The organism is Pseudomonas sp. MDV22-iso1 (assembly GCF_058145095.1).
On sequence record NZ_JBYVMF010000002.1, the window covers coordinates 105,637 to 125,199 of the forward strand.

At 58.2% G+C, this 19,563-nt stretch carries 19 protein-coding genes; 16 read left to right on the top strand and 3 right to left on the bottom strand.

The features are described 5' to 3' along the window. Window positions 1-50: 50 nt before the first annotated feature. Window positions 51-740 (bottom strand): phosphate regulon transcriptional regulator PhoB, encoded by a 690-nt coding sequence (gene phoB, locus AC3ZVB_RS02805; RefSeq protein ID WP_008007735.1) that lies wholly within the window; start codon window positions 738-740, stop codon window positions 51-53. A gap of 152 nt (window positions 741-892) precedes the next feature. Here phoB and AC3ZVB_RS02810 point away from each other — a divergent pair, with 152 nt between their 5' ends. Beyond that, window positions 893-1,285, top strand: a complete 393-nt coding sequence (locus AC3ZVB_RS02810; RefSeq protein WP_194690895.1) for a COG4315 family predicted lipoprotein — start codon at window positions 893-895, stop codon at window positions 1,283-1,285. A 179-nt stretch (window positions 1,286-1,464) separates the two neighbouring features. On the opposite strand, the gene ubiA is transcribed toward AC3ZVB_RS02810, so the two are convergent. Together ubiA and AC3ZVB_RS02820 are read right to left on the bottom strand one after the other, a co-directional pair. After that, window positions 1,465-2,355 (bottom strand): 4-hydroxybenzoate octaprenyltransferase, encoded by an 891-nt coding sequence (gene ubiA, locus AC3ZVB_RS02815; RefSeq protein ID WP_490145727.1) that lies wholly within the window; start codon window positions 2,353-2,355, stop codon window positions 1,465-1,467. Then, window positions 2,355-2,918: a chorismate--pyruvate lyase family protein gene (locus AC3ZVB_RS02820; protein WP_490145728.1), complete on the bottom strand. Its 564-nt coding sequence runs from the start codon at window positions 2,916-2,918 to the stop codon at window positions 2,355-2,357. The genes ubiA and AC3ZVB_RS02820 overlap by 1 nt, the downstream gene beginning before the upstream one ends. Before the next feature lie 200 nt (window positions 2,919-3,118). Between AC3ZVB_RS02820 and AC3ZVB_RS02825 the strand changes: the two genes are divergently transcribed. From AC3ZVB_RS02825 to tssK, 15 genes are all read left to right on the top strand, one after another. After that, window positions 3,119-3,286, top strand: a complete 168-nt coding sequence (locus AC3ZVB_RS02825; protein WP_007954349.1) for a rubredoxin — start codon at window positions 3,119-3,121, stop codon at window positions 3,284-3,286. 19 nt (window positions 3,287-3,305) lie between these two features. After that, window positions 3,306-4,454, top strand: coding sequence for an NAD(P)/FAD-dependent oxidoreductase (locus AC3ZVB_RS02830; RefSeq protein WP_490145729.1), 1,149 nt, complete (start codon window positions 3,306-3,308; stop codon window positions 4,452-4,454). 192 nt (window positions 4,455-4,646) lie between these two features. Then, window positions 4,647-4,922 (top strand): HU family DNA-binding protein, encoded by a 276-nt coding sequence (locus AC3ZVB_RS02835; RefSeq protein WP_003213368.1) that lies wholly within the window; start codon window positions 4,647-4,649, stop codon window positions 4,920-4,922. Window positions 4,923-5,362: 440 nt separating this feature from the next. Beyond that, window positions 5,363-6,919: a type VI secretion system protein TssA gene (gene tssA, locus AC3ZVB_RS02840; RefSeq protein ID WP_490145730.1), complete on the top strand. Its 1,557-nt coding sequence runs from the start codon at window positions 5,363-5,365 to the stop codon at window positions 6,917-6,919. 32 nt (window positions 6,920-6,951) lie between these two features. Then, window positions 6,952-7,455, top strand: a complete 504-nt coding sequence (tssB, locus tag AC3ZVB_RS02845) for a type VI secretion system contractile sheath small subunit (RefSeq protein ID WP_490145731.1) — start codon at window positions 6,952-6,954, stop codon at window positions 7,453-7,455. 28 nt (window positions 7,456-7,483) lie between these two features. After that, on the top strand, window positions 7,484-8,959 hold the full coding sequence (gene tssC, locus AC3ZVB_RS02850; RefSeq protein WP_490145732.1) for a type VI secretion system contractile sheath large subunit: 1,476 nt from the start codon (window positions 7,484-7,486) through the stop codon (window positions 8,957-8,959). Window positions 8,960-8,973: 14 nt separating this feature from the next. Then, window positions 8,974-9,381 carry a type VI secretion system baseplate subunit TssE gene (tssE, locus tag AC3ZVB_RS02855; protein WP_490145861.1) on the top strand — a complete coding sequence of 136 codons (408 nt, stop codon included), beginning with the start codon at window positions 8,974-8,976 and terminating at the stop codon, window positions 9,379-9,381. A gap of 19 nt (window positions 9,382-9,400) precedes the next feature. Then, window positions 9,401-11,188, top strand: coding sequence for a type VI secretion system baseplate subunit TssF (tssF, locus tag AC3ZVB_RS02860; RefSeq protein WP_490145733.1), 1,788 nt, complete (start codon window positions 9,401-9,403; stop codon window positions 11,186-11,188). After that, a complete protein-coding gene (gene tssG / locus AC3ZVB_RS02865; protein ID WP_490145734.1) occupies window positions 11,152-12,159 on the top strand; it encodes a type VI secretion system baseplate subunit TssG in 1,008 nt (335 codons plus the stop codon). The genes tssF and tssG overlap by 37 nt, the downstream gene beginning before the upstream one ends. A 13-nt stretch (window positions 12,160-12,172) precedes the next feature. Then, a complete protein-coding gene (tssH, locus tag AC3ZVB_RS02870) occupies window positions 12,173-14,773 on the top strand; it encodes a type VI secretion system ATPase TssH (protein ID WP_490145735.1) in 2,601 nt (866 codons plus the stop codon). A gap of 8 nt (window positions 14,774-14,781) precedes the next feature. Beyond that, complete coding sequence (locus tag AC3ZVB_RS02875; protein ID WP_490145862.1) at window positions 14,782-16,299, top strand: sigma 54-interacting transcriptional regulator; 1,518 nt, start codon at window positions 14,782-14,784, stop codon at window positions 16,297-16,299. A gap of 73 nt (window positions 16,300-16,372) precedes the next feature. Then, a complete protein-coding gene (locus AC3ZVB_RS02880) occupies window positions 16,373-16,513 on the top strand; it encodes a type VI secretion protein (protein ID WP_162436630.1) in 141 nt (46 codons plus the stop codon). 17 nt (window positions 16,514-16,530) lie between these two features. Then, window positions 16,531-17,721 carry a type VI secretion system-associated FHA domain protein TagH gene (gene tagH / locus AC3ZVB_RS02885; RefSeq protein ID WP_490145736.1) on the top strand — a complete coding sequence of 397 codons (1,191 nt, stop codon included), beginning with the start codon at window positions 16,531-16,533 and terminating at the stop codon, window positions 17,719-17,721. Window positions 17,722-17,726: 5 nt separating this feature from the next. Then, entirely contained in the window at window positions 17,727-18,227 is a 501-nt protein-coding gene (gene tssJ, locus AC3ZVB_RS02890) for a type VI secretion system lipoprotein TssJ (RefSeq protein ID WP_490145737.1), read from the top strand. 2 nt (window positions 18,228-18,229) lie between these two features. Further along, the gene (gene tssK, locus AC3ZVB_RS02895) at window positions 18,230-19,561 is read left to right on the top strand and encodes a type VI secretion system baseplate subunit TssK (RefSeq protein ID WP_194690909.1); all 1,332 of its coding nucleotides are present in this window, start codon (window positions 18,230-18,232) and stop codon (window positions 19,559-19,561) included. Window positions 19,562-19,563 lie beyond the last annotated feature (2 nt).

Consider the following 19,563-nt stretch of genomic DNA (forward strand, 5'->3'; position numbering starts at 1 on the left):
GTTCACTTGAAGCGCGTCCTTGTCAGCTTGTCGGGCGGGAAAAGTCCGGGTCAGGCCTTGGTAGAGAACCGGTAGCCGGTGCCGCGCACGGTTTGTACCAGATTTTCGTAAGCATCACCCAAGGCTTTGCGCAGACGACGGATGTGCACATCGACCGTGCGCTCTTCGACATACACATTGCCTCCCCACACCTGATCCAGTAGTTGGCCACGGGTGTAGGCGCGCTCCTGGTGGGTCATGAAAAATTGCAGCAAGCGGTATTCGGTCGGGCCCATTTCGGCAGGTTTGCCGTCGATGGTGACACGGTGGCTGATCGGGTCCAGCAGCAGTCCGCCGACTTCGATCGGTGATTCGCCGTCCGTCGGCCCTGCACGCCGCAGCACGGCCTTGAGGCGCGCCACCAGCTCGCGGGGAGAGAAGGGTTTGGTGATGTAGTCATCAGCGCCGACTTCAAGACCCTGGATCTTGTTGTCTTCCTCGCCCTTGGCCGTGAGCATGATGATCGGGATGTCCCCGGTCAGCTCATCGCGCTTGAGGCGGCGGGCCAGTTCGATGCCGGACGTACCGGGCAACATCCAGTCGAGCAGGATCAGGTCCGGTTTGCGGTCGACGATAATGGCATGAGCCTGCTGGGAGTTCTCAGCCTCCAAGCAGTCATAGCCGGCCATTTCCAACGCAACGGCGATCATTTCGCGAATGGGCGCTTCGTCGTCGACGATCAGAATGCTCCTGCCAACCATGCCTTTAATCCTCTTGTCATTTAACTGTCTTGCGCCGCATTAGATAACGGAATTATTGCAGTCGTGTGACAGTATTTTAGTCGCCCTGCGATTGTCATGAACCTGAACTAAGCTCTAAGTCCGAACCCTGACAACCAAAAAAGAAGGTTTCCATGACTCAGTACACGCTATCCCTTAAAGCCCTGATGCTGGCAGCCGCCCTGGCTTTGCCATCAATGGCCTTCGCGGCTGAGCCTGCGATGATGAAAGGCGACATGATGGTCGACCATAAAGGTATGACCTTGTACACCTTCGACAAGGATACGGGCGGCAAGTCTGTGTGCACCGGTCAGTGCGCGGAAAACTGGCCACCGTTAAAGGCGCAAGCGGATGCCAAGGCTGAAGGTGACTGGACAATCGTCAAGCGTGACGACGGCACGATGCAGTGGGCCTACAAGGGCAAACCGCTGTACTACTTCATGAAGGACAAGGCGCCGGGTGACAAGACGGGCGACAAAATGAAGGACGTCTGGCACGTCATCACCAACAGCGGACCGAAAATGTAATCCAGCAACACGGTAATCCTGTAGCAGTTGGCGAAGCCTGCGTTCGGCTGCTCTGTGGCGAGGGGATTCATCCCCGTTCGGCTGCGCAGCAGTCGTAAAGATTGCGCGACCCAACGGGGATGAATCCCCTCGCCACAATGGAGCCAACGCAGGCTGCGCCAGCTGCTACATGAAGCGAATCAACGCAACGCGTAATCCAGCACAATCCCCACGAAAATCGCCAACCCTGCCCAGTGATTGTGCAAAAACGCTTTGAAGCAACGCATCCGGTCTTTGCCACGGGTGTACCAGAACTCCCACGCAAAACAACCCGCCGCCGCCAGCAACCCGAGGTGAAACCAGCCTCCGAGTTCGAATGTCGACCCGGCCAGCAACAGGCAACCCAGCGCCAGACCCTGCAGCGTCAGAATGATCACCCGATCCGCTTCACCAAACAGAATCGCTGTGGATTTCACGCCGATTTTCAGGTCGTCGTCGCGATCAGTCATCGCGTAGTAGGTGTCGTAACCCACCGTCCACAGCAGGTTGGCGATCCACAGCAACCACGCTGCCGCCGGCAGTTCCCCGGTTTCGGCGGTGAACGCCATCGGCATTCCCCAGGAAAACGCCGCACCCAGCACCACTTGCGGGTAATAGGTGTAGCGCTTCATGAACGGATAACTGAATGCCAGCGCCAGGCCACCGAACGACAGCCAGACCGTCGCCGCGTTGGTGCACAACACCAGCAAGAAGCTCACGCCCATCAGCAACGCAAAAAACACCAAGGCTTCTTTCGAGCTGATCTTGCCGCTGACCAAGGGCCGCTGTTCCGTGCGTTTCACATGACCGTCGACCTTGCGATCTGCCCAGTCATTGATCACGCAACCGCCGGCACGAGTCAGCACGACGCCAAGAACAAAGATCACAATGTTGGCCAGCGAAGGCGAACCCTTGCCAGCGATCCACAGCGCCCACAGCGTCGGCCAGAGCAGCAGATAAATGCCGATCGGTTTGTCCATGCGGGTCAGCTGAATGAAATCCCACGCCCGCGGGTTTACGCGATTCAGGGACTTGAGCAGGCTCTGATACATCAGCAATTCTCCGGATGGGCGCGGGCGGCCGTCCATAAAGTCGGCAGGAAGATCTCGGCCACCAGCACGCTCAGGGCGCCACGGTCGAAACGCGAGCGACGGCCCCACAGTTCCGGCGACCGACACGCCGCCGGCAACCATTGTTCTGGATAGTGACAAACCTCAATGGCGCGGCGCTGGAACGCTTGATCGCAAAACAGTAGCTCGCCCAACGAGCGGCTGCCCAGTTCGTCCATGTGCAACCCGTCGCCCTGCAATGCACTGCGCGCCGCCACGCTGCGGGCAAATACCCAGGCTTCGCCGTGACCGCGCAAGTACACCTCGCGCACCCAGCCCTCGCTGCCTTCAGCGAGGTCCAGTGCGACACATTCGTCGTCACGCAGCGGTTGCCAGCCTTCGAACAGCGGCGAGACGCTGAACCCGTCATTCGACAGACGGATCAACCGTCGTGTCAGCGAACCTTCATCGAACAACCAGTCGAGGGTAGACGTGTCGGGGAGGGGCGTCAGTTGGCTTTGAGAGCGCCAGGACGGGGCCGGGCAGGGGGATTTTGAGTGCGGCACAGTGAGTCATTATTGGCAGCAAATGAGGCGGCGAGCTTACCATGTCAGTCGGCGATTTTGATTGATCCGGCATGGCGTTGCGTCGAACAGGCTTGCATCTGCCGGGCTCGATCAGTACAAAACGCCCTGAGCCGGACGGCAGCGCTTCAACCATTGACCGTTCGCGCCGGTAAAAGCCTGAATCCTGAGGAAGTATCTGAATGAAAAAGTGGCAATGTGTGGTCTGCGGCCTGATTTATAACGAAGCCGACGGCTGGCCGGACGACGGCATTGCGCCGGGCACCCTGTGGCAGGACGTGCCGGAAGACTGGCTGTGCCCGGACTGCGGCGTCGGCAAGATGGATTTCGAAATGATTGAAATCAACTAAGCAAACAGAGGAGTAAGGAATGAACGCACCTGTCGTGATCGTTGGCACTGGCCTGGCTGGTTACAACCTGGCTCGAGAGTTTCGCAAACTCGATGGCGAAACCCCGCTGTTGCTGATTACCGCAGATGATGGCCGCTCCTACTCCAAGCCGATGCTGTCCACCGGCTTCGGCAAGAATAAAGACGCTGACGGCCTGAGCATGGCCGAGCCCGGTGCCATGGCCGAGCAACTGAAGGCCGAAGTGCGCACCCACACGCGGATCAGCGGCATCGATCCGGGCCACAAGCGTTTGTGGATCGGCGAAGAATCGGTGATCTACCGTGATCTGGTCTTGGCGTGGGGTGCCGAAACCGTGCGTGTGCCCATCGAGGGTGACGCGGCTGACAGCGTGTTTCCGATCAACGATCTGGAAGACTACGCGCGCTTTCGCGCAGCAGCGGCCGGCAAACGCCGCGTGTTGTTGCTCGGCGCCGGGCTGATCGGCTGCGAATTTGCCAACGACCTGATGCTCGGCGGCTACGAGGTGCAACTGGTTGCACCCTGCGAACAAGTCATGCCAACCCTGTTGCATCCGGCAGCCGCCGCAGCGGTTCAGGCCGGGCTGGAAAGCCTCGGTGCACGCTTCCACCTCGGCCCGGTGCTCAATCGCTTGCAACGGGTGGCTGACGGGCTGGAAGCGCATCTGTCCGACGGTCAGGTCATTGCGTGCGACGTCGTGGTATCGGCCATCGGCTTGCGGCCACGCATCGACCTGGCCGCCGCTGCCGGCGTGCAGGTCAACCGTGGCGTCGTGGTCGACCGTCACCTGAAGACATCCCACGCCAACATCTACGCGCTGGGTGATTGTGCCGAGGTCGACGGATTGAATCTGCTGTACGTCATGCCGCTCATGAGCTGTGCCCGAGCACTGGCCCAAACCCTCGCCGGCAACCCTACCGTGGTGAACTACGGCGCGATGCCGATTACCGTTAAAACGCCGGTCTGCCCCTTGGTCGTTTCCCCTCCACCACGCGGTCAGGAAGGCGTCTGGACCGTGGAAGGGCAGGGCGCGGACATCAAGGCATTGTGCCGCGATGCCGACGGCAAACTGCTCGGTTACGCCCTGACCGGCGCAGCGGTGATGGACAAACTGGCACTGAACAAAGAGCTTCCTGCGCTGCTGGCGTAAATACTGGTCGTTCTGTCGGAATCACCCCGCTTTTGCCCCCACAAACGTCGCGCCGACACTGGCGCGGCTCCCCGCTGCGTGCCATTCTCACTCCCGTCTGCCGCAGAGTAGAGCACCTGCGGCGCTTTGGGCGCTGTTCCAACGAGAACAGCACGGACATAACAACAAAAAACCGTCAAAGGGGCTTCACTAATGCGTAAACCAGAACTCGCCGCTGCAATCGCGGAAAAAGCAGATCTCACCAAAGAACAGGCCAACCGCGTCCTCAACGCCGTTCTCGAAGAAATCACCGGCGCTCTGCACCGCAAGGACAGCGTCACGCTGGTGGGCTTCGGTACCTTCCTGCAACGCCACCGCGGTGCCCGCACCGGCAAAAACCCGCAAACCGGTGAGCCCGTCAAAATCAAGGCCAGCAACACGGTTGCATTCAAGCCAGGCAAATCGTTGAAAGACAGCGTTAATCCGTAAGACCGACCGACGTCCTGCGTAGCGCGGGAGCGGGATAAAAAATGGGTACGCCAATTAAAATTGGGTACCCATTTTTTTTGCGCGTTACATTTGGTGTTATACGTAACCTAGTTCGATGATAAGAATTGTGATGTAAAAATTTTAGGTGGCGAAATTGTAGGTCGATGTGCAAAAAGTTGCTCAGTTCAATAGGTTTGATCGTTTTTATGCAAGTAGCCAAGTGCCAATAAATACGGGTCCTGCAGATTTATGTTGAATGTAAATCGACAGAAAGCGACTCTTCCTACATACAATTCAAATCATCGTAGAGTAAGTTTCACCACCTGAGCGGGGGCTGACTTAGTTGCGGTGGTGTAAATGATAAATAAGAATGAAGATCCAGATCGGACTAATTCAGATATAACCCCGACGACATTTTTTTCTGCCGGGCGTAAGTACTCGTGACTTACTCCAGCAAGCTATCGGCCTATTATCTTGAACTCGCCAAAACCCCGGTTATCGATGGGCATTTTGCTGGCGAGGACGTTCGTTTCTCGAATGAATATGAGGCGTTGGAAAGTGAGCTGGGCAAAGCCCAATCCATGCACGACAGCGGTCAGATCGACTGGCTGAAAATCCGTGAAAACAGCGAAAACCTGCTGCGTACCCAGTCCAAGGACTTGCGGGTCGGTGCCTGGCTGACGTGGGCGCTGTATCAGCGCGAGTCGTACCAAGGTTTGCTGGCCGGGCTTGGTTTGCTCCACCACCTGTGCGAACACCACTGGCCAGACATTTACCCGGGCAAGGCTCGCACCCGTTCCGCTGCCATCAGCTGGTTGATACCCCGTCTCGACCAAGTGTTGAACGAACACATTCCGCTCAAAGAGCAACTTCCACTGTTCCGCCGACTGGTCGAGCATTTGGAAGGTCTCGATACGGCGTGCACCCAGCATTTGGGGAATGAAGCTCCCTTGCTCCTGCCAATCGCCCGACGTTTGAAAAATCTGGTGCAGCGCGCTGCGGACAATCAACCGGAGCCCGGTGTCATCGGTACCGCGGTAGCCCAGGTCAAACAAGTCGCGGCGCAGTTGCTTGTCACCAGCGAGCCCATCGACAACGAAAAAGACGCTCAAAAGGCGCTGCGTGCCCAGCAGGAAAATGCCCGTCCGTTATGCGCCTGGTGGCTCAAGCAAAAGGCCACGGATCTGCGGGCCTTGCGACTCAATCGCATGTTGCTGTGGTTGTCCGTCGACGCGTTGCCGGATCGCAATTGTGAGCAAATCACTGCGCTTCGCGGGCTCCCGGCAGATCGACTCAAAACTTATCAGGAGCGTTACGATCAGGCGCGGTATGCCGATCTTCTGGTGGACCTCGAGGCCAGCCTGTCAAAGGCGCCGTTCTGGTTCGACGGTCACCGAATGGCCTGGGAATGTTTGCAGGGTCTGAACGCCGAGTCGGCGATGCGCGAGGTGGAGATTCAGTTTGCACAATTGATCGAGCGCCTGCCTGGACTGATCGAATTGCGCTTCCAGGATGGCGCACCGTTTGCCGATCCCTCCACTCGCGAGTGGATTGCCAGCCATGTCATGCCGCATCTGCAACCCGCCAGTGCTCCACTCCCCATCGAGTCTACTGAAGACCTGCCTGCGTGGGAGTCGGCCCTCGAAGAAGCGCTGCCGATCTTGCGAAAGGATGGACTCAAGGCCGCCGTGCAAAAACTCAAGCAGGGGCTTCAAAGCGCTCAGGGCGGTCGCTCGCGGTTTTTCTGGCAGTTAACGCTCGCCCGGCTCTGCGTCTCGGCCAAGAAATACGAACTGGCCAAGACCCAACTCGAAACGCTCGACCAGACATTGCAGGACTCGGGCATCGGTGGCTGGGAGCCCGATCTCGTCCTGGAAGTGCTGCATTTGCTGCATAGCTGCTGCGAGTCGTTGCCGCAGAACCATGAGGTGCGTGAACGCAAGGAAGAGATTTATCGCAGGTTGTGCCACCTCGACCTTGAAGTGGTACTCGATTAGGCCCTTGGGCCAACACCATAAGGAAAATAGCCATGGCCAAAGAAGGCTCTGTCGCCCCTAAAGAACGCATCAACGTCACCTTCAAACCTGCCATAGGCGGCGCTCAGGAAGAGATTGAACTGCCGCTGAAATTGCTGGTGATCGGCGACTACACCCATCGCAAGGATGAACGCAAAGTCGAAGATCGCAAGCCTATCAGCATCGACAGGACGACGTTCGACGAAGTGTTGGCCAAGCAGGAGCTACAGCTGACGTTGGGCGTTCCGAATCGCCTGCAGGATGAAAACGCCACCGAAGAGCTGGCAGTGAAGATTCACGTCAAATCCATGAAGGACTTCAATCCGGCCAGCCTTGTCGAGCAAGTGCCAGAGCTGAAAAAACTGATGGAGCTGCGCAATGCGCTGGTCGCCCTGAAAGGTCCGCTGGGTAATGCGCCAGCCTTTCGCAAAGCCATCGAAGAGGTGCTGGCCGATGACGAATCCAGAAGCCGGGTATTGGGTGAATTAGGCCTCAACACCCACGTCTCGAACGCCTGAGTCTCCATCAGCCAAGGAAGCCAACACTATGAGCACGAGTGCAACGCAGCAGAACATCAACGAGAGCAGCGAATACAGCATTCTCGATAGCATCATTGCCCAGACCCGGCTGACGCCGGACGACGACGCGTACAACATCGCCAAACGTGGTGTATCGGCATTCATTGAAGAGTTGCTCAAGCCGCAAAACAACGGCGAGCCAGTGAAGAAAGCCATGGTCGACCGCATGATCGCCGAGATCGATGCCAAGCTCAGTCTTCAAATGGATGAAATCCTGCATCACTCGGGTTTCCAGTCCATGGAGTCGTCGTGGCGGGGTCTTAAGTTGTTGGTTGATCGCACCAACTTCCGCGAAAACATCAAGATTGAAATGCTCAACGTCTCGAAAGAAGACTTGCTGGACGATTTTGAAGACTCGCCAGAAGTGATGCAGGCTGGCCTGTACAAGCACATCTATACGGCCGAGTACGGTCAATTTGGCGGAAACCCGGTGGGCGCAATCATCGCCAACTACTTCATGTCCCCAAGCTCGCCCGACGTGAAGCTTATGCAGTACGTGTCCAGCGTTGCCTGCATGTCACATGCACCGTTTATTGCCGCTGCCGGCCCGAATTTCTTCGGTCTGGAAAGCTTCACCGGCCTGCCGGACATGAAGGACCTGAAGGATCACTTCGACGGCCCGCAATTCGCTAAATGGCAGAGCTTTCGTCAATCAGAAGATGCCCGCTACGTCGCCCTGACCGTGCCGCGCTTTCTGCTGCGCAGCCCGTATGACCCGGAAGAAAATCCGATCAAGTCGTTCGTATACAAAGAAACAGTCGCCAACAATCACGAGCACTACCTGTGGGGCAACACCGCCTACGCATTTGGCACCCGGCTGACCGACAGCTTCGCCAGATTTCGTTGGTGCCCGAACATCATCGGTCCGCAGAGTGGCGGTGCGGTAGAAGACCTGCCGTTACATCACTTCGAAAGTATGGGTGAAATCGAAACCAAGATTCCGACCGAGGTTCTGGTGTCCGACCGTCGCGAATACGAATTGGCGGACGAAGGCTTCATCTCCCTGACGATGCGCAAAGGCAGCGACAACGCTGCATTCTTCTCTGCCAATTCGGTACAAAAACCGAAGCTGTTTGGCATCAGTGCCGAGGGCCGGACGGCGGAGCTGAACTACAAGCTCGGTACGCAACTGCCGTACATGATGATCGTCAACCGACTGGCTCACTACCTGAAAGTGCTGCAGCGCGAACAACTCGGTTCCTGGAAAGAACGTACCGACCTCGAGCTGGAACTCAACAAGTGGATTCGCCAGTACGTGGCCGACCAGGAAAATCCCAGCGCTGAAGTGCGTGGGCGTCGACCACTGCGCGCGGCCCAGGTTTTCGTCAGTGATGTGGAGGGCGAGCCGGGCTGGTATCGCGTCAGCCTGAATGTGCGCCCGCACTTCAAGTACATGGGGGCTGATTTCACCCTTTCGCTGGTTGGCAAGCTGGATAAAGGTTGAGCGAAAAAGCACCCATGACCGGATATGGCAGCCTGTTCGAACGCCTGAACGGCGACGCGCAAAAACGTGTCGGCTTACGCCACGAGAGGTGCGTCGTGGCGTCGGTGGCTGCTCATCTGGCCAAGATGCTCAGCACCCGATTGGGCAGTGTGCAGACACTGTCCGATTACGGTTTGCCTGATTTGAATGACATGCGCTTGAGCCTGCACGACTCCCTGAGTCAGGCGCGCCGGGCCATCGAACATTTCATCGAAGCCTATGAACCGCGTCTGCGCAATGTTCGTGTGATCTCTCTGCCACGTGATGACGATCAGCTGCGACTGACGTTCCGTATCGAAGCCCTGCTGGAAGTCGAAGGTTTGAAGCAGCAGGTCGCTTTCGCCGCGAAGCTCGATGGTAGCGGTCAGGTCAAGGTCAGCTAACGACTCACAGGTACCCATCATGTCCTTTAACCACTACTACCAAAGTGAGCTCACAGCACTTCGCCAGTCAGGGCGTCGATTCGCTGAGCGTAGTCCTGCACTGGCGCCGTTTTTAGGGCAGGCCGGACGAGATCCGGATGTGGAGCGTCTGCTCGAAGGATTTGCATTTCTGACCGGTCGCCTGAGGCAGAAACTCGATGACGAATTGCCGGAGCTCAGCCATTCATTGATGCACCTGCTGTGGCCCAACTATATGCGCCCATTGCCCGCGTTCAGCATGTTGCAATTCGACCCGTTGCAACGCTCTGGACCCGCCGTCATGGTCGAGCGCGACACGCCGGTGGAGAGCGTGCCAGTCGACGATGTGATTTGTCACTTCCGCACCTGCTATCCCACTGAGGTGCTGCCACTGGAGCTGGTGGCGCTGAACTACTCGGTCAAGGGCGGCGGCGCGCTGCTGAGCTTGCGGTTGGAGATGAGCGCTGAGGGTCACCTTGGCGAGTTGGACCTGAGTCGACTGCGTCTGCATTTCGCCGGTGAGCGCTACATTACCCAGCTGCTTTACCTTGGCGTATTGCGCAATCTTCAAGGTATCGAGCTGATCCCCCTGGATGGCGCAGGTATGCAAGTCCATGGTGACGGCGACACACCCTTGGCGTTCACGATCCCGGGCGACCGTGTGCAACCGGTGGGTTTTGCTGAAGAGGAAGCGCTGATTCCGTATCCGCTGAATACCTTTCGCGGCTATCGCTACCTCCAGGAATATTTCGCCTTTCAGGATAAATTCCTGTTCGTTGACGTCAATGGTCTCGATCTCCTGAATACCTTGCCTGAGGACGTGCTCAAGCGGATGCGCGGCCTGGAATCGCGTTTCGACATTCGCAAAAGTGGTATCCAGCGACTGCGCCCGATGCTGGAGAATGTGAAGCTCTACTGCACGCCGATCGTGAACCTGTTCAATCACGATGCACTGCCCATTCGCCTCGATGGCAAACAGGATGAATACCTGTTGCTGCCGGCCGAGTACAACCAGGAAAACTGCGGTGTGTTCTCGGTGGAAACCGTGAAGGGCTGGAAGGCGGGGAATGCTGGATTTCAAGACTATGTCCCCTTCGAGTCTTTCGAGCACGACTCAAGTTTCGATGTGCCCACTAGCCGTCCGTACTACAGCGTTCGCCAACGATCATCCTCGCTGCATGATGGGCTCGACACCCATCTCAGTTTTGGCATACGCCACACAGACGCGACCGAAACCCTGTCGATCGAGCTGGTATGCACCAACCAGAATCTACCGCGCAAGCTCAAGCTTGGTGATATCTGCAAGCATGGTGTGAAGACGCCGGAGTTCCTGAGCTTCCGCAATATCACGTCGGCCACGTCGAGTTTCGCTCCACCGTTGAACAGTGACTTCCTCTGGAAACTGGTCAGCAACATGTCGCTCAACTACCTCTCGCTGGCTGACGTCAATGCGCTGAAGGTGATTCTCGAAACCTACGACTTGCCGCGTCATTACGATCAGCAGGCAGAGAAAGTCAGCAAACGATTGTTGGGTGGACTCAAGTCGATCAGTCACGAACACGTCGATCGATTGCACCGGGGTTTACCGATTCGTGGGTTGCGCACCGAGCTGACCATCGACCCGCAAGGGTACATCGGCGAGGGCGACCTGTTCGTTTTCGGGTCCGTGCTCAACGAGTTTTTCGCGCTTTACGCCAGCCTCAATTCGTACCACGAACTGCGGGTACTCAGCACACAAGGAGACGTGTACCAATGGACACCCCGCATGGGCCTGCAGCCCCTGCTTTGAGCGGGCTGACCCAGGTAATACGTGAGTACTCGCTGTTTCAGGCGGTGCTGCTGGTGGTTGACCGGCTGCGCGATGCACACCCGCATTTAAACGAAGATGATCTGTATGACCAGCTGGAATTTCAGGCTAATCCCGGCTTCGGATTCCCAGGCAGCGACGTTGATCGTGTGGAGTTTTTTGAAGAACACGGACTGCTGCGTGCGCGTCTGCGTTTCAATCTTGTCAGCCTGGTCGGATCGGGTTCACCACTGCCGGCGTTCTACGGGGAGCAGGCGTTAGGTGATAGCGAAGAAGGGAATACCACCCGCGACTTTCTCGACCTGTTCCATCATCGCCTGCAACGGTTGATGCTGCCGATCTGGCGCAAGTACCGCTACTGCGCACGCTTTCAGAGCGGCGCTCTCGACCCTTTTTCCGCGCAGTTGTTTGCGCTGATCGGGCTCGGTAGTGAAGAGCTGCGCCGGGCTCGGGAACTGAACTGGAAGCGCCTGTTGCCGTACCTCGGGCTGCTCAGCTTGCGAGCGCATTCGGCGGCTTTGATCGAGGCGGTGCTGCGTTACTACTTCAAGCATGCCGAGTTGAACCTCGAGCAGTGCATTGAGCGTCGCGTCGAGATCCTCGGCGAACAGCGCAATTGTCTGGGTTGCAGTAACAGCGTGCTCGGAGAAGACCTGGTGCTGGGCGAGCATGTCCGCGATCGCAGCGGCAAATTTCGTATTCACGTTCGCGAGCTCGATTGGCAGCGCTTTCACGAGTTCCTGCCGATCGGTGTTGGCTACCAGCCGCTCTGCGCGCTGGTGCGTTTCACTCTGCGCGACCCCCTCGATTACGACATTCGCCTGGTCCTGTGCCAGGACGAAATCCGCGAGCTGCGCATCGGTGAACCGAACGTCTGCCGTCTGGGTTGGACCAGTTGGCTGGGCCGCGAAAAGGCGGACGGCGTGGTGACGCTGGACAGCAAAATTCATTAAGGATGTGAGACACATGATCAATGTAGACCTGCAACGCCTGATTCAGGCACTGGACGCCGAAACGCGTCGCGACCTGGAAAGCGCTGCCGAACGATGTGTCGCCCGTGGTGGCAGCAAAATACTCGTCGAAGACCTGCTGCTTGGCTTGCTGGAACGCCCACAAGGCCTCCTGGTGAGGGCGCTGCGCGATGCCGACATCGATGCCGGGGAAATGAGTAGCGCGCTGCAATCACGCGTTGAGCACAACGCTTCACGCAACCCGGTGTTCGCCCCGGAACTGGTGCAATGGCTGCAGGACGCCTTGCTGGTTGCCAACCTTGAACTGGGTCAAAGCCAGGTCGACCAAGGTGCGTTGATTCTCGCGCTGCTGCGCAACCCGATGCGTTATGCCGGTAGTCGCTACCAGGCGCTATTGACCCGGCTGAACATCGAACGGCTGAAAGCATTCGTCCTGTCTTGCACAGAGCAAGTGGTCCCCGGAAAACCCGCGGTATCGGGTGAGTCTCTGCTTCAGCGATTCACCCACAACCTGACCCAACAGGCTCGCGACGGCCTGATCGACCCGGTGTTGTGTCGCGATGGCGAGATCCGTCAGATGGTCGACATCCTGGCTCGTCGCCGTAAAAACAACCCGATCGTGGTGGGTGAGGCCGGTGTCGGTAAAACGGCCATTGTCGAAGGGCTGGCTTCGCGCATCGCGGTGGGTGAAGTGCCGCACGTCCTCAAAGATGTCGAGCTCTTGTCTCTGGACATGGGCCTCTTGCAGGCGGGTGCCAGCGTCAAAGGCGAATTCGAACGCCGCCTCAAAGGGGTGATCGATGAGGTCAAGGCTTCACCGAAACCTATTATTCTGTTCATTGATGAAGCCCATACCCTGATCGGCGCGGGCGGTAATGCCGGCGGCTCTGATGCAGCCAACCTGCTCAAGCCGGCCCTGGCGCGCGGCGAGTTGCGCACCATCGCCGCCACGACCTGGGTGGAGTACAAGAAGTACTTCGAAAAAGACCCGGCGCTCGCTCGACGTTTCCAACCGGTTCAACTGCATGAACCGACCGTCAGCGATGCAGTGACGATTCTGCGTGGGCTGGCTCCACTCTACGAAGAAAGTCACGGCATCTACCTTCGCGATGACGCGGTCGTGGCCGCCGCGCAGTTGTCCGCCCGCTACCTCACGGGTCGTCAGCTACCGGACAAGGCCGTCGATGTTCTGGACACCGCCTGCGCCCGTGTGCGCATCAGCCTTGCGGCTGCTCCGTCTTGCCTTGAACGCCTGCGTGGCGAGCTGGCCGAAGGTCGTTGCCAGCGCCTGGCCCTGCGGCGCGATGCCGACGCAGGATTGCCGATCGACCACCCGGCGCTGGCCGCACTGGAGAGTCGTTTAGCCGTCGTTCAAAGCGACGTCATGCATATCGAGGCCCTTTGGATTGAGCAGAAAGAGCAGGCGGAACGTCTGCTGGATCTGCGTCAACAACTTGCTAAAGCGCGGCAAAGCTCCCTCGAAGAGTTAACCCTGGAGCAGGCTCAACGTGTCGAAGGACTGGAAGCCGAGCTGCACGAAACTCACTGTGCCCTGACCGCTGCGCAAGTCGACGAGCGTCTGGTGAGTTTTGAAGTGTGCCCACGCCTGGTAGCCGAAGTGATCAGCGCCTGGACCGGCGTCCCGCTGGCGCAACTGGCCCGTGAGCACAACGCCAGGGTCGCCAGTTTCGCCACCGACCTGGGCACTCGTATCCGTGGTCAGGAACAGGCGGTTCATGCGCTGGATCGCTCGATGCGCGCGGCGGCTGCGGGCCTCAACAATCCCGATGCGCCAGTGGGTGTGTTCCTGCTGGTCGGCCCTAGCGGTGTCGGCAAAACCGAAACCGCACTGGCACTCGCTGACTTGCTGTACGGCGGTGATCGATTCGTCACGACGATCAACATGTCCGAGTTCCAGGAAAAACATACCGTTTCGCGCCTCATCGGTGCACCGCCGGGCTACGTCGGTTACGGGGAAGGCGGCATGCTCACCGAAGCGGTACGCCAGAAGCCGTATTCGGTACTGCTGCTCGACGAAGTCGAAAAAGCCGACCCGGATGTACTGAACCTGTTCTACCAAATCTTCGACAAAGGTGTGGCTAACGATGGGGAAGGGCGCGAGATCAATTTTCGCAATACCTTGATCTTGATGACGTCGAACCTTGGCAGTGAAAGCATCAGCGAGCTCTGCAAAAGCGGTGCGCGGCCCACTGCACAACTGCTCGAAGAAACCATTCGGCCAGTCCTCGGCAAACACTTTAAACCGGCGTTGTTGGCGCGTATGCGCGTGGTGCCTTACTACCCGGTTGCCGGCCCGGTCCTGCGTGAGCTGATTGAAATCAAGCTGGGTCGATTGGGCGAACGACTGAGCAGTCGTCAACTGGAATTCACGTACTCGTGCAGTCTTGTCGATCACCTGGCCGAACGCTGCCTGCAAAGCGATAGCGGCGCCCGTCTGATCGACCACTTGCTGGAACTGCACGTACTGCCGCTGGTGGCTGATCGCTTGCTTGCAGCAATGGCGGTCGGAGACAGTCTCAGCCGTGTTCACGCAACGCTCGACGACACCTCCTCCGTTACCTGCGAGTTCGTCTGATGAGCGTCATGTTCACGCAATTGCCACAGCCCCTGGCGTATGCCGAGGCTTTGTTGGCCCAGTTCTCCAGCCTCTCCCGGTCGGCAGACAGCGCCGCGCTGCCAGGTGACCTCGTGCGCGGGTTAGGCACCCTTACCGGTTGCGAACTGGCGCAGTTGTACCTGCTGGATACATCCAGTACCTACCTTGGATTGGCGACTGAGTGCCTGAACGGCATTCTGCACCCCAGAGAAGTGACAAGCCTGTCGACCGATTACAGCGCTGAGCCATTGCTGCAATTCGCCCTGGATCAGAATCGCGTGGTCTGCCTCACCGAGTTGAGTGGCACCTTACACAAAAGCGAATTCCTGCCGCCGCAGAGCGTGCCTTGGCAGACGTTGCTGTGCGTGCCTTTGGTCAATCAGCAACAGAGCGTCGAAGGCTTGCTGGTGTGTGCCAGTACCCGACACATCGAGCTGCAAGGCTTCGCCGAGTCACTGGCCCAGCTGGGTTCGTTCGCGCTCGGTCAACTGCACCTGCTCCAACGTTTGCGAGGGCCTGCGGTTGAGGCACCACCCATGTCGATCAGCATGCCGAGCGCCAGGGATTTCGGATTGATCGGTAGAAGCACGACCATGCGTCAGACGTGTTCGCTGATCAGTAAAGTCTTGCACAGCCCGTACACCGTGCTGTTGCGCGGGGAGACGGGCACCGGCAAGGAAGTGATAGCCCGAGCCATTCACGATGGCGGAGCGCGGCGTGCGAAGTCTTTCATTGTGCAGAACTGTGCAGCGTTTCCCGAAAGTCTTTTGGAAAGTGAGCTGTTCGGCTATCGCAAAGGTGCGTTCACGGGCGCTGACCGCGATCGTCCCGGGCTATTCGATGCGGCGAATGGTGGAACCTTGTTGCTGGACGAAATTGGCGACATGCCGTTGTCCCTGCAAGCCAAGTTGCTACGCGTCCTTCAGGAGGGTGAAATTCGCCCGCTGGGTTGCAACGATACCCACAAGGTCGATGTGCGCATCATTGCCGCGACTCACCGCGACCTGGCGGTCTTGGTCCGCGAAGGAAAATTTCGTGAGGACTTGTACTACCGCCTCGCGCAATTCCCGATCGAATTGCCGGCCCTCCGATACCGCGCTGGCGACGTCCCGGAACTGGCTCGGCACTTTGCCGCAAAGGCCTGTGCGTTCCTGCAACGCGATAGCCTGCGCTGGTCAGAGGCGGCACTGTCTCACCTGTCAGGGTATGCCTTTCCGGGCAACGTTCGCGAACTCAAAAGCCTAGTTGAGCGGGCGGTTCTGCTCTGTGAGGGCGGTGAGTTGCTACCTGAACATTTCTCCCTGCGTACGGATGTCATTGCGCATGCCGGCAGTGCTCACCTGCGTGAACGAATGGCGCAAGTCGAACGCAACCTGCTGGTCGAGTGCCTGCGCAGGAACGCCGGTAACCAGACCGCTTCTGCCCGAGAGCTCGGACTGCCACGCCGCACGCTGTTGTACCGACTTGATCGACTGAACATCAGCGCGAGCGACGTCAATGGATGAGGCCGTTTTTCGCCGTTCATGGAGGCATGCCCTTCGCCTCGAATCCACTTTCACCCCCCTTGGAGCCCCTCTGATGCCTGTCCGTCACCGGCATGCTGTTCTGCTGACCCTCGTTGTTCTGTGTGGCCTCGGCGGCTGTAGCGGCAATTACAAATTCAACGATGACACCTATCGCCCTCTGGGTGATCCGCAGGCAGTCAATCGCGGCAAGTGATCACAAGGAGCAAGACGATGGAACTGGTTCTCGAAATCCAGAACGCCAAGGAATTCGTGCCCACGGAGCTTTGGCACAAGACCTTCAAGCAGGCGGGTGGCACGATCGGGCGAGCGGAGAACTGCGACTGGGTTCTTCCGGATCGCAAGCGCCACCTGTCCAAAAGCCATGCGCTGGTGACCTGCCACGACGGTGCGTTTTTTATCACCGACACCAGCCGCAATGGCATCCGGACGATTGAAAACGGTACGAACCTGCCTAAAGGCGAAGCGGTGCGGATTGAACACGACAGCGTCTACTTTCTGGGCAGTTACGAAATTCAAGCGCGACTGGCCGGTGTGCCCACGACCTATGGCGTCGCCAGTCAGGCTGTCGCGGACAGCGTGATTCCGGACGATGCTTTTCTTGAGCTGGATCCTTTGAAGGCTTTTGATCAGCAAGCGCTCGCCTACACCGACATCGATGAACTGATCACGCCGCGCATGCCGATTGTGGATGTCCATTCACGCGCCGACTACGCCCGTATCGACATGGAAAACCTGCAGGTGCCGCAGTTGGTAGAGGCACCGCCGGAACCGTTGCCAGCTCCGGCGCAGAGCGCTGTTGATCGCCAAAGCCAGGACTTCTGGAAGCGCTTCGGTATCGCTTTGGGCATAGACCTGAAGGATCTGGACCATGCTGAGCGCGAAAACCTGGCACTGGACGCTGCTCGTTTGCTCAATCAAAGCGTCGATGGCTTGCAGCAAAGCTTGCGCACCCACAGCGAATTGAAAAATGAGCTGCGCCTGGCCCAAACCACCGTTCAGGGCATCTACAACAATCCGCTGAAACTCAGCGTCGATGCCGGGGAAGCACTGGGCATTCTGTTGCGGACCAACAAGCCTGGCCAGTACCCGGCCGAACAGGTTCTCTCCCGGGCATTTCGTGATTTGCAGACGCATCAGGTGGCGCTGTTGGCCGCCAGTCGTGCTGCGATTCGAGGGGCGCTCGATCACTTCTCGCCCTCGCAACTGACCCTGCGGTTTGAGCGCGACCAACAGCCACTGTTCACCACTGCGGGCAGCCGCTGGAAGGCTTATGGCCGTTATCACCAGGCCCTGCGTCAGGACGATGAGTGGAGCGAGCGGTTGCTCGCTCGTGACTTTGCTCAAGCCTACGAAGAACAGGTTCGGCTGATCTCGACTCTTCACGTAGACCAACGGGGATGACGCCCATGCCTCGCGGCTCTTTCGTTTACTTCAAGACACTGGCGGCGCTGGTGGTTTTGATCCTGCTGTCGGGTTGTACGTCATTGTCGCCGTACTCTCGCCTGACCAAGCTCGACCTGAAACTCACCGCCAGCGATCAACTGAACCCGGATCTCAATGGCCGTCCGTCACCGATCGTTATTCGATTGTTCGAGCTCAAACATCCCGTGGCTTTCGAGAACGCCGATTTCTTCAGTCTGTACGAGCGCAGCAAAGAAATCCTGGCCCCTGATCTGGTGGTCATTGAGGAGCTTGAATTGCGACCGGGGGAACGCATCGAACTCAAGCTCGCGCTGCAAGCCGATAGCCGCTACGTCGCTGTACTCGCGGCCTACCGTGATCTGGCGCAAACCCAATGGCGATACACCGTGCCAATCACCCCAATGAGCCTCACCGTGACTGATTTGATCCTAGATCAAACCGGTATTCGCAACACTCTAGAAACGCTCGTCAGGACGGATGACTGATCATGAATTCGCATAAAGTCATTTGGCAGGAAGGCATGCTGCTGCGACCACAACACTTCCAGCACAGCGACCGCTACTACGATCACCAGATGAAAACCCGTACCCAGCTACTGGGTGGTTATACCTGGGGTTTCCTGACCCTGGACATCGATGCCCAGTTCCTCAAAATGGGCAAGCTGGTGATCAGCCATGCCAGCGGAGTTTTGCCCGACGGCAGTCTGTTCGAGTTGGGCAGCACGTCGGAGCCGTTGGCACTCGTCCTGCCTCCCAATACCGCAAACACGCCGGCCTACCTGGCGCTGGCACTCGTCACCGGCAATCACATCGAGGCTCGTCGACCCGAGCAATCGGACGTCCTGGCGCGCTACACCGTGTATGACGCAGCAGTGGCAGACTCCAATGCCGGCGAGGGTTCCTCCAGCCAGGTCAGCTGTGCACGCCCGGACTTTCGACTGTTGCTTGGCGAGCAGCAGAGCGATCAGGCGTACGTGAAGCTGAAAGTTTGCGAAGTGCTCGACACCACGCCCGACGGCATTATCAGCCTCGACCCGGACTTCGTTCCCACCTTCATTCAGGCGCATTCCTCCAGTTATCTGCTGTCGTGCCTCAAAGAAGTGATCAGCATGCTCGGTCACCGGGGAGACGCCCTGGCAGAGCGGATCCGCTCGAATGGCAAGGTCGCGGGCGCGGAAGTTGGCGACTTCATGATGCTGCAACTGATCAACCGCACCGAGCTCCTGCTGCGTCACTACCTCGGTCTGGAACAGGTTCACCCCGAGGCCTTGTATCGAGCGCTGCTGATGTTGCTCGGTGATCTGGCGGCGTTTTCAAGCGATAGCAAACGTCCACGTCTGGACAGCCGTTATCAGCACAGCGATCAAGGCGCGAGTTTTCGAAAATTGATGGAAGAGATTCGTCAGGTGTTGTCGATGGTGCTCGAACAGCATGCGATCGAACTGGAGCTGCAAGCGCGGCAGTACGGCATCATCGTTTCGCCTTTGAACGACCACACACTACTGGGCTCCGCATCGTTTGTACTGGCCGCCAGTGCTCACTGCGACCCGGAGGATTTGCGCCACCGTTTGCCGGCTCACCTCAAGGTCGGTCCGGTAGAAAGCATCCGCCAACTGGTCAACCTGCACTTGCCAGGTATCAAGGTCAGGCCCCTGCCGGTAGCCCCTCGGCAAATCGCCTTTCATGCCAGCAAAACCTATTTCATTCTTGATTTCAGTGCCGAAGACCAGGCGCAACTCGAGCGCTCTGGCGGCTTCGCGTTCCATGTGTCGGGAGAATTTGCCGAGCTCGAATTGAAATTCTGGGCCATCAGGAACTGACC

What these genes read in the sequence shown, in the direction of transcription:
- tssF (WP_490145733.1), top strand. Translation starts at nt 9,401, where the DNA reads ATGTCCTTTAACCACTACTACCAAAGTGAGCTCACAGCACTTCGCCAG.
- AC3ZVB_RS02825 (WP_007954349.1), top strand. Translation starts at nt 3,119, where the DNA reads ATGAAAAAGTGGCAATGTGTGGTCTGCGGCCTGATTTATAACGAAGCC.
- AC3ZVB_RS02830 (WP_490145729.1), top strand. Translation starts at nt 3,306, where the DNA reads ATGAACGCACCTGTCGTGATCGTTGGCACTGGCCTGGCTGGTTACAAC.
- tssE (WP_490145861.1), top strand. Translation starts at nt 8,974, where the DNA reads ATGACCGGATATGGCAGCCTGTTCGAACGCCTGAACGGCGACGCGCAA.
- AC3ZVB_RS02835 (WP_003213368.1), top strand. Translation starts at nt 4,647, where the DNA reads ATGCGTAAACCAGAACTCGCCGCTGCAATCGCGGAAAAAGCAGATCTC.
- ubiA (WP_490145727.1), bottom strand. Translation starts at nt 2,355, where the DNA reads ATGTATCAGAGCCTGCTCAAGTCCCTGAATCGCGTAAACCCGCGGGCG.
- AC3ZVB_RS02810 (WP_194690895.1), top strand. Translation starts at nt 893, where the DNA reads ATGACTCAGTACACGCTATCCCTTAAAGCCCTGATGCTGGCAGCCGCC.
- tssG (WP_490145734.1), top strand. Translation starts at nt 11,152, where the DNA reads ATGGACACCCCGCATGGGCCTGCAGCCCCTGCTTTGAGCGGGCTGACC.
- tssH (WP_490145735.1), top strand. Translation starts at nt 12,173, where the DNA reads ATGATCAATGTAGACCTGCAACGCCTGATTCAGGCACTGGACGCCGAA.
- tssJ (WP_490145737.1), top strand. Translation starts at nt 17,727, where the DNA reads ATGCCTCGCGGCTCTTTCGTTTACTTCAAGACACTGGCGGCGCTGGTG.
- phoB (WP_008007735.1), bottom strand. Translation starts at nt 740, where the DNA reads ATGGTTGGCAGGAGCATTCTGATCGTCGACGACGAAGCGCCCATTCGC.
- AC3ZVB_RS02880 (WP_162436630.1), top strand. Translation starts at nt 16,373, where the DNA reads ATGCCTGTCCGTCACCGGCATGCTGTTCTGCTGACCCTCGTTGTTCTG.
- AC3ZVB_RS02875 (WP_490145862.1), top strand. Translation starts at nt 14,782, where the DNA reads ATGTTCACGCAATTGCCACAGCCCCTGGCGTATGCCGAGGCTTTGTTG.
- tssB (WP_490145731.1), top strand. Translation starts at nt 6,952, where the DNA reads ATGGCCAAAGAAGGCTCTGTCGCCCCTAAAGAACGCATCAACGTCACC.
- tagH (WP_490145736.1), top strand. Translation starts at nt 16,531, where the DNA reads ATGGAACTGGTTCTCGAAATCCAGAACGCCAAGGAATTCGTGCCCACG.
- tssK (WP_194690909.1), top strand. Translation starts at nt 18,230, where the DNA reads ATGAATTCGCATAAAGTCATTTGGCAGGAAGGCATGCTGCTGCGACCA.
- tssC (WP_490145732.1), top strand. Translation starts at nt 7,484, where the DNA reads ATGAGCACGAGTGCAACGCAGCAGAACATCAACGAGAGCAGCGAATAC.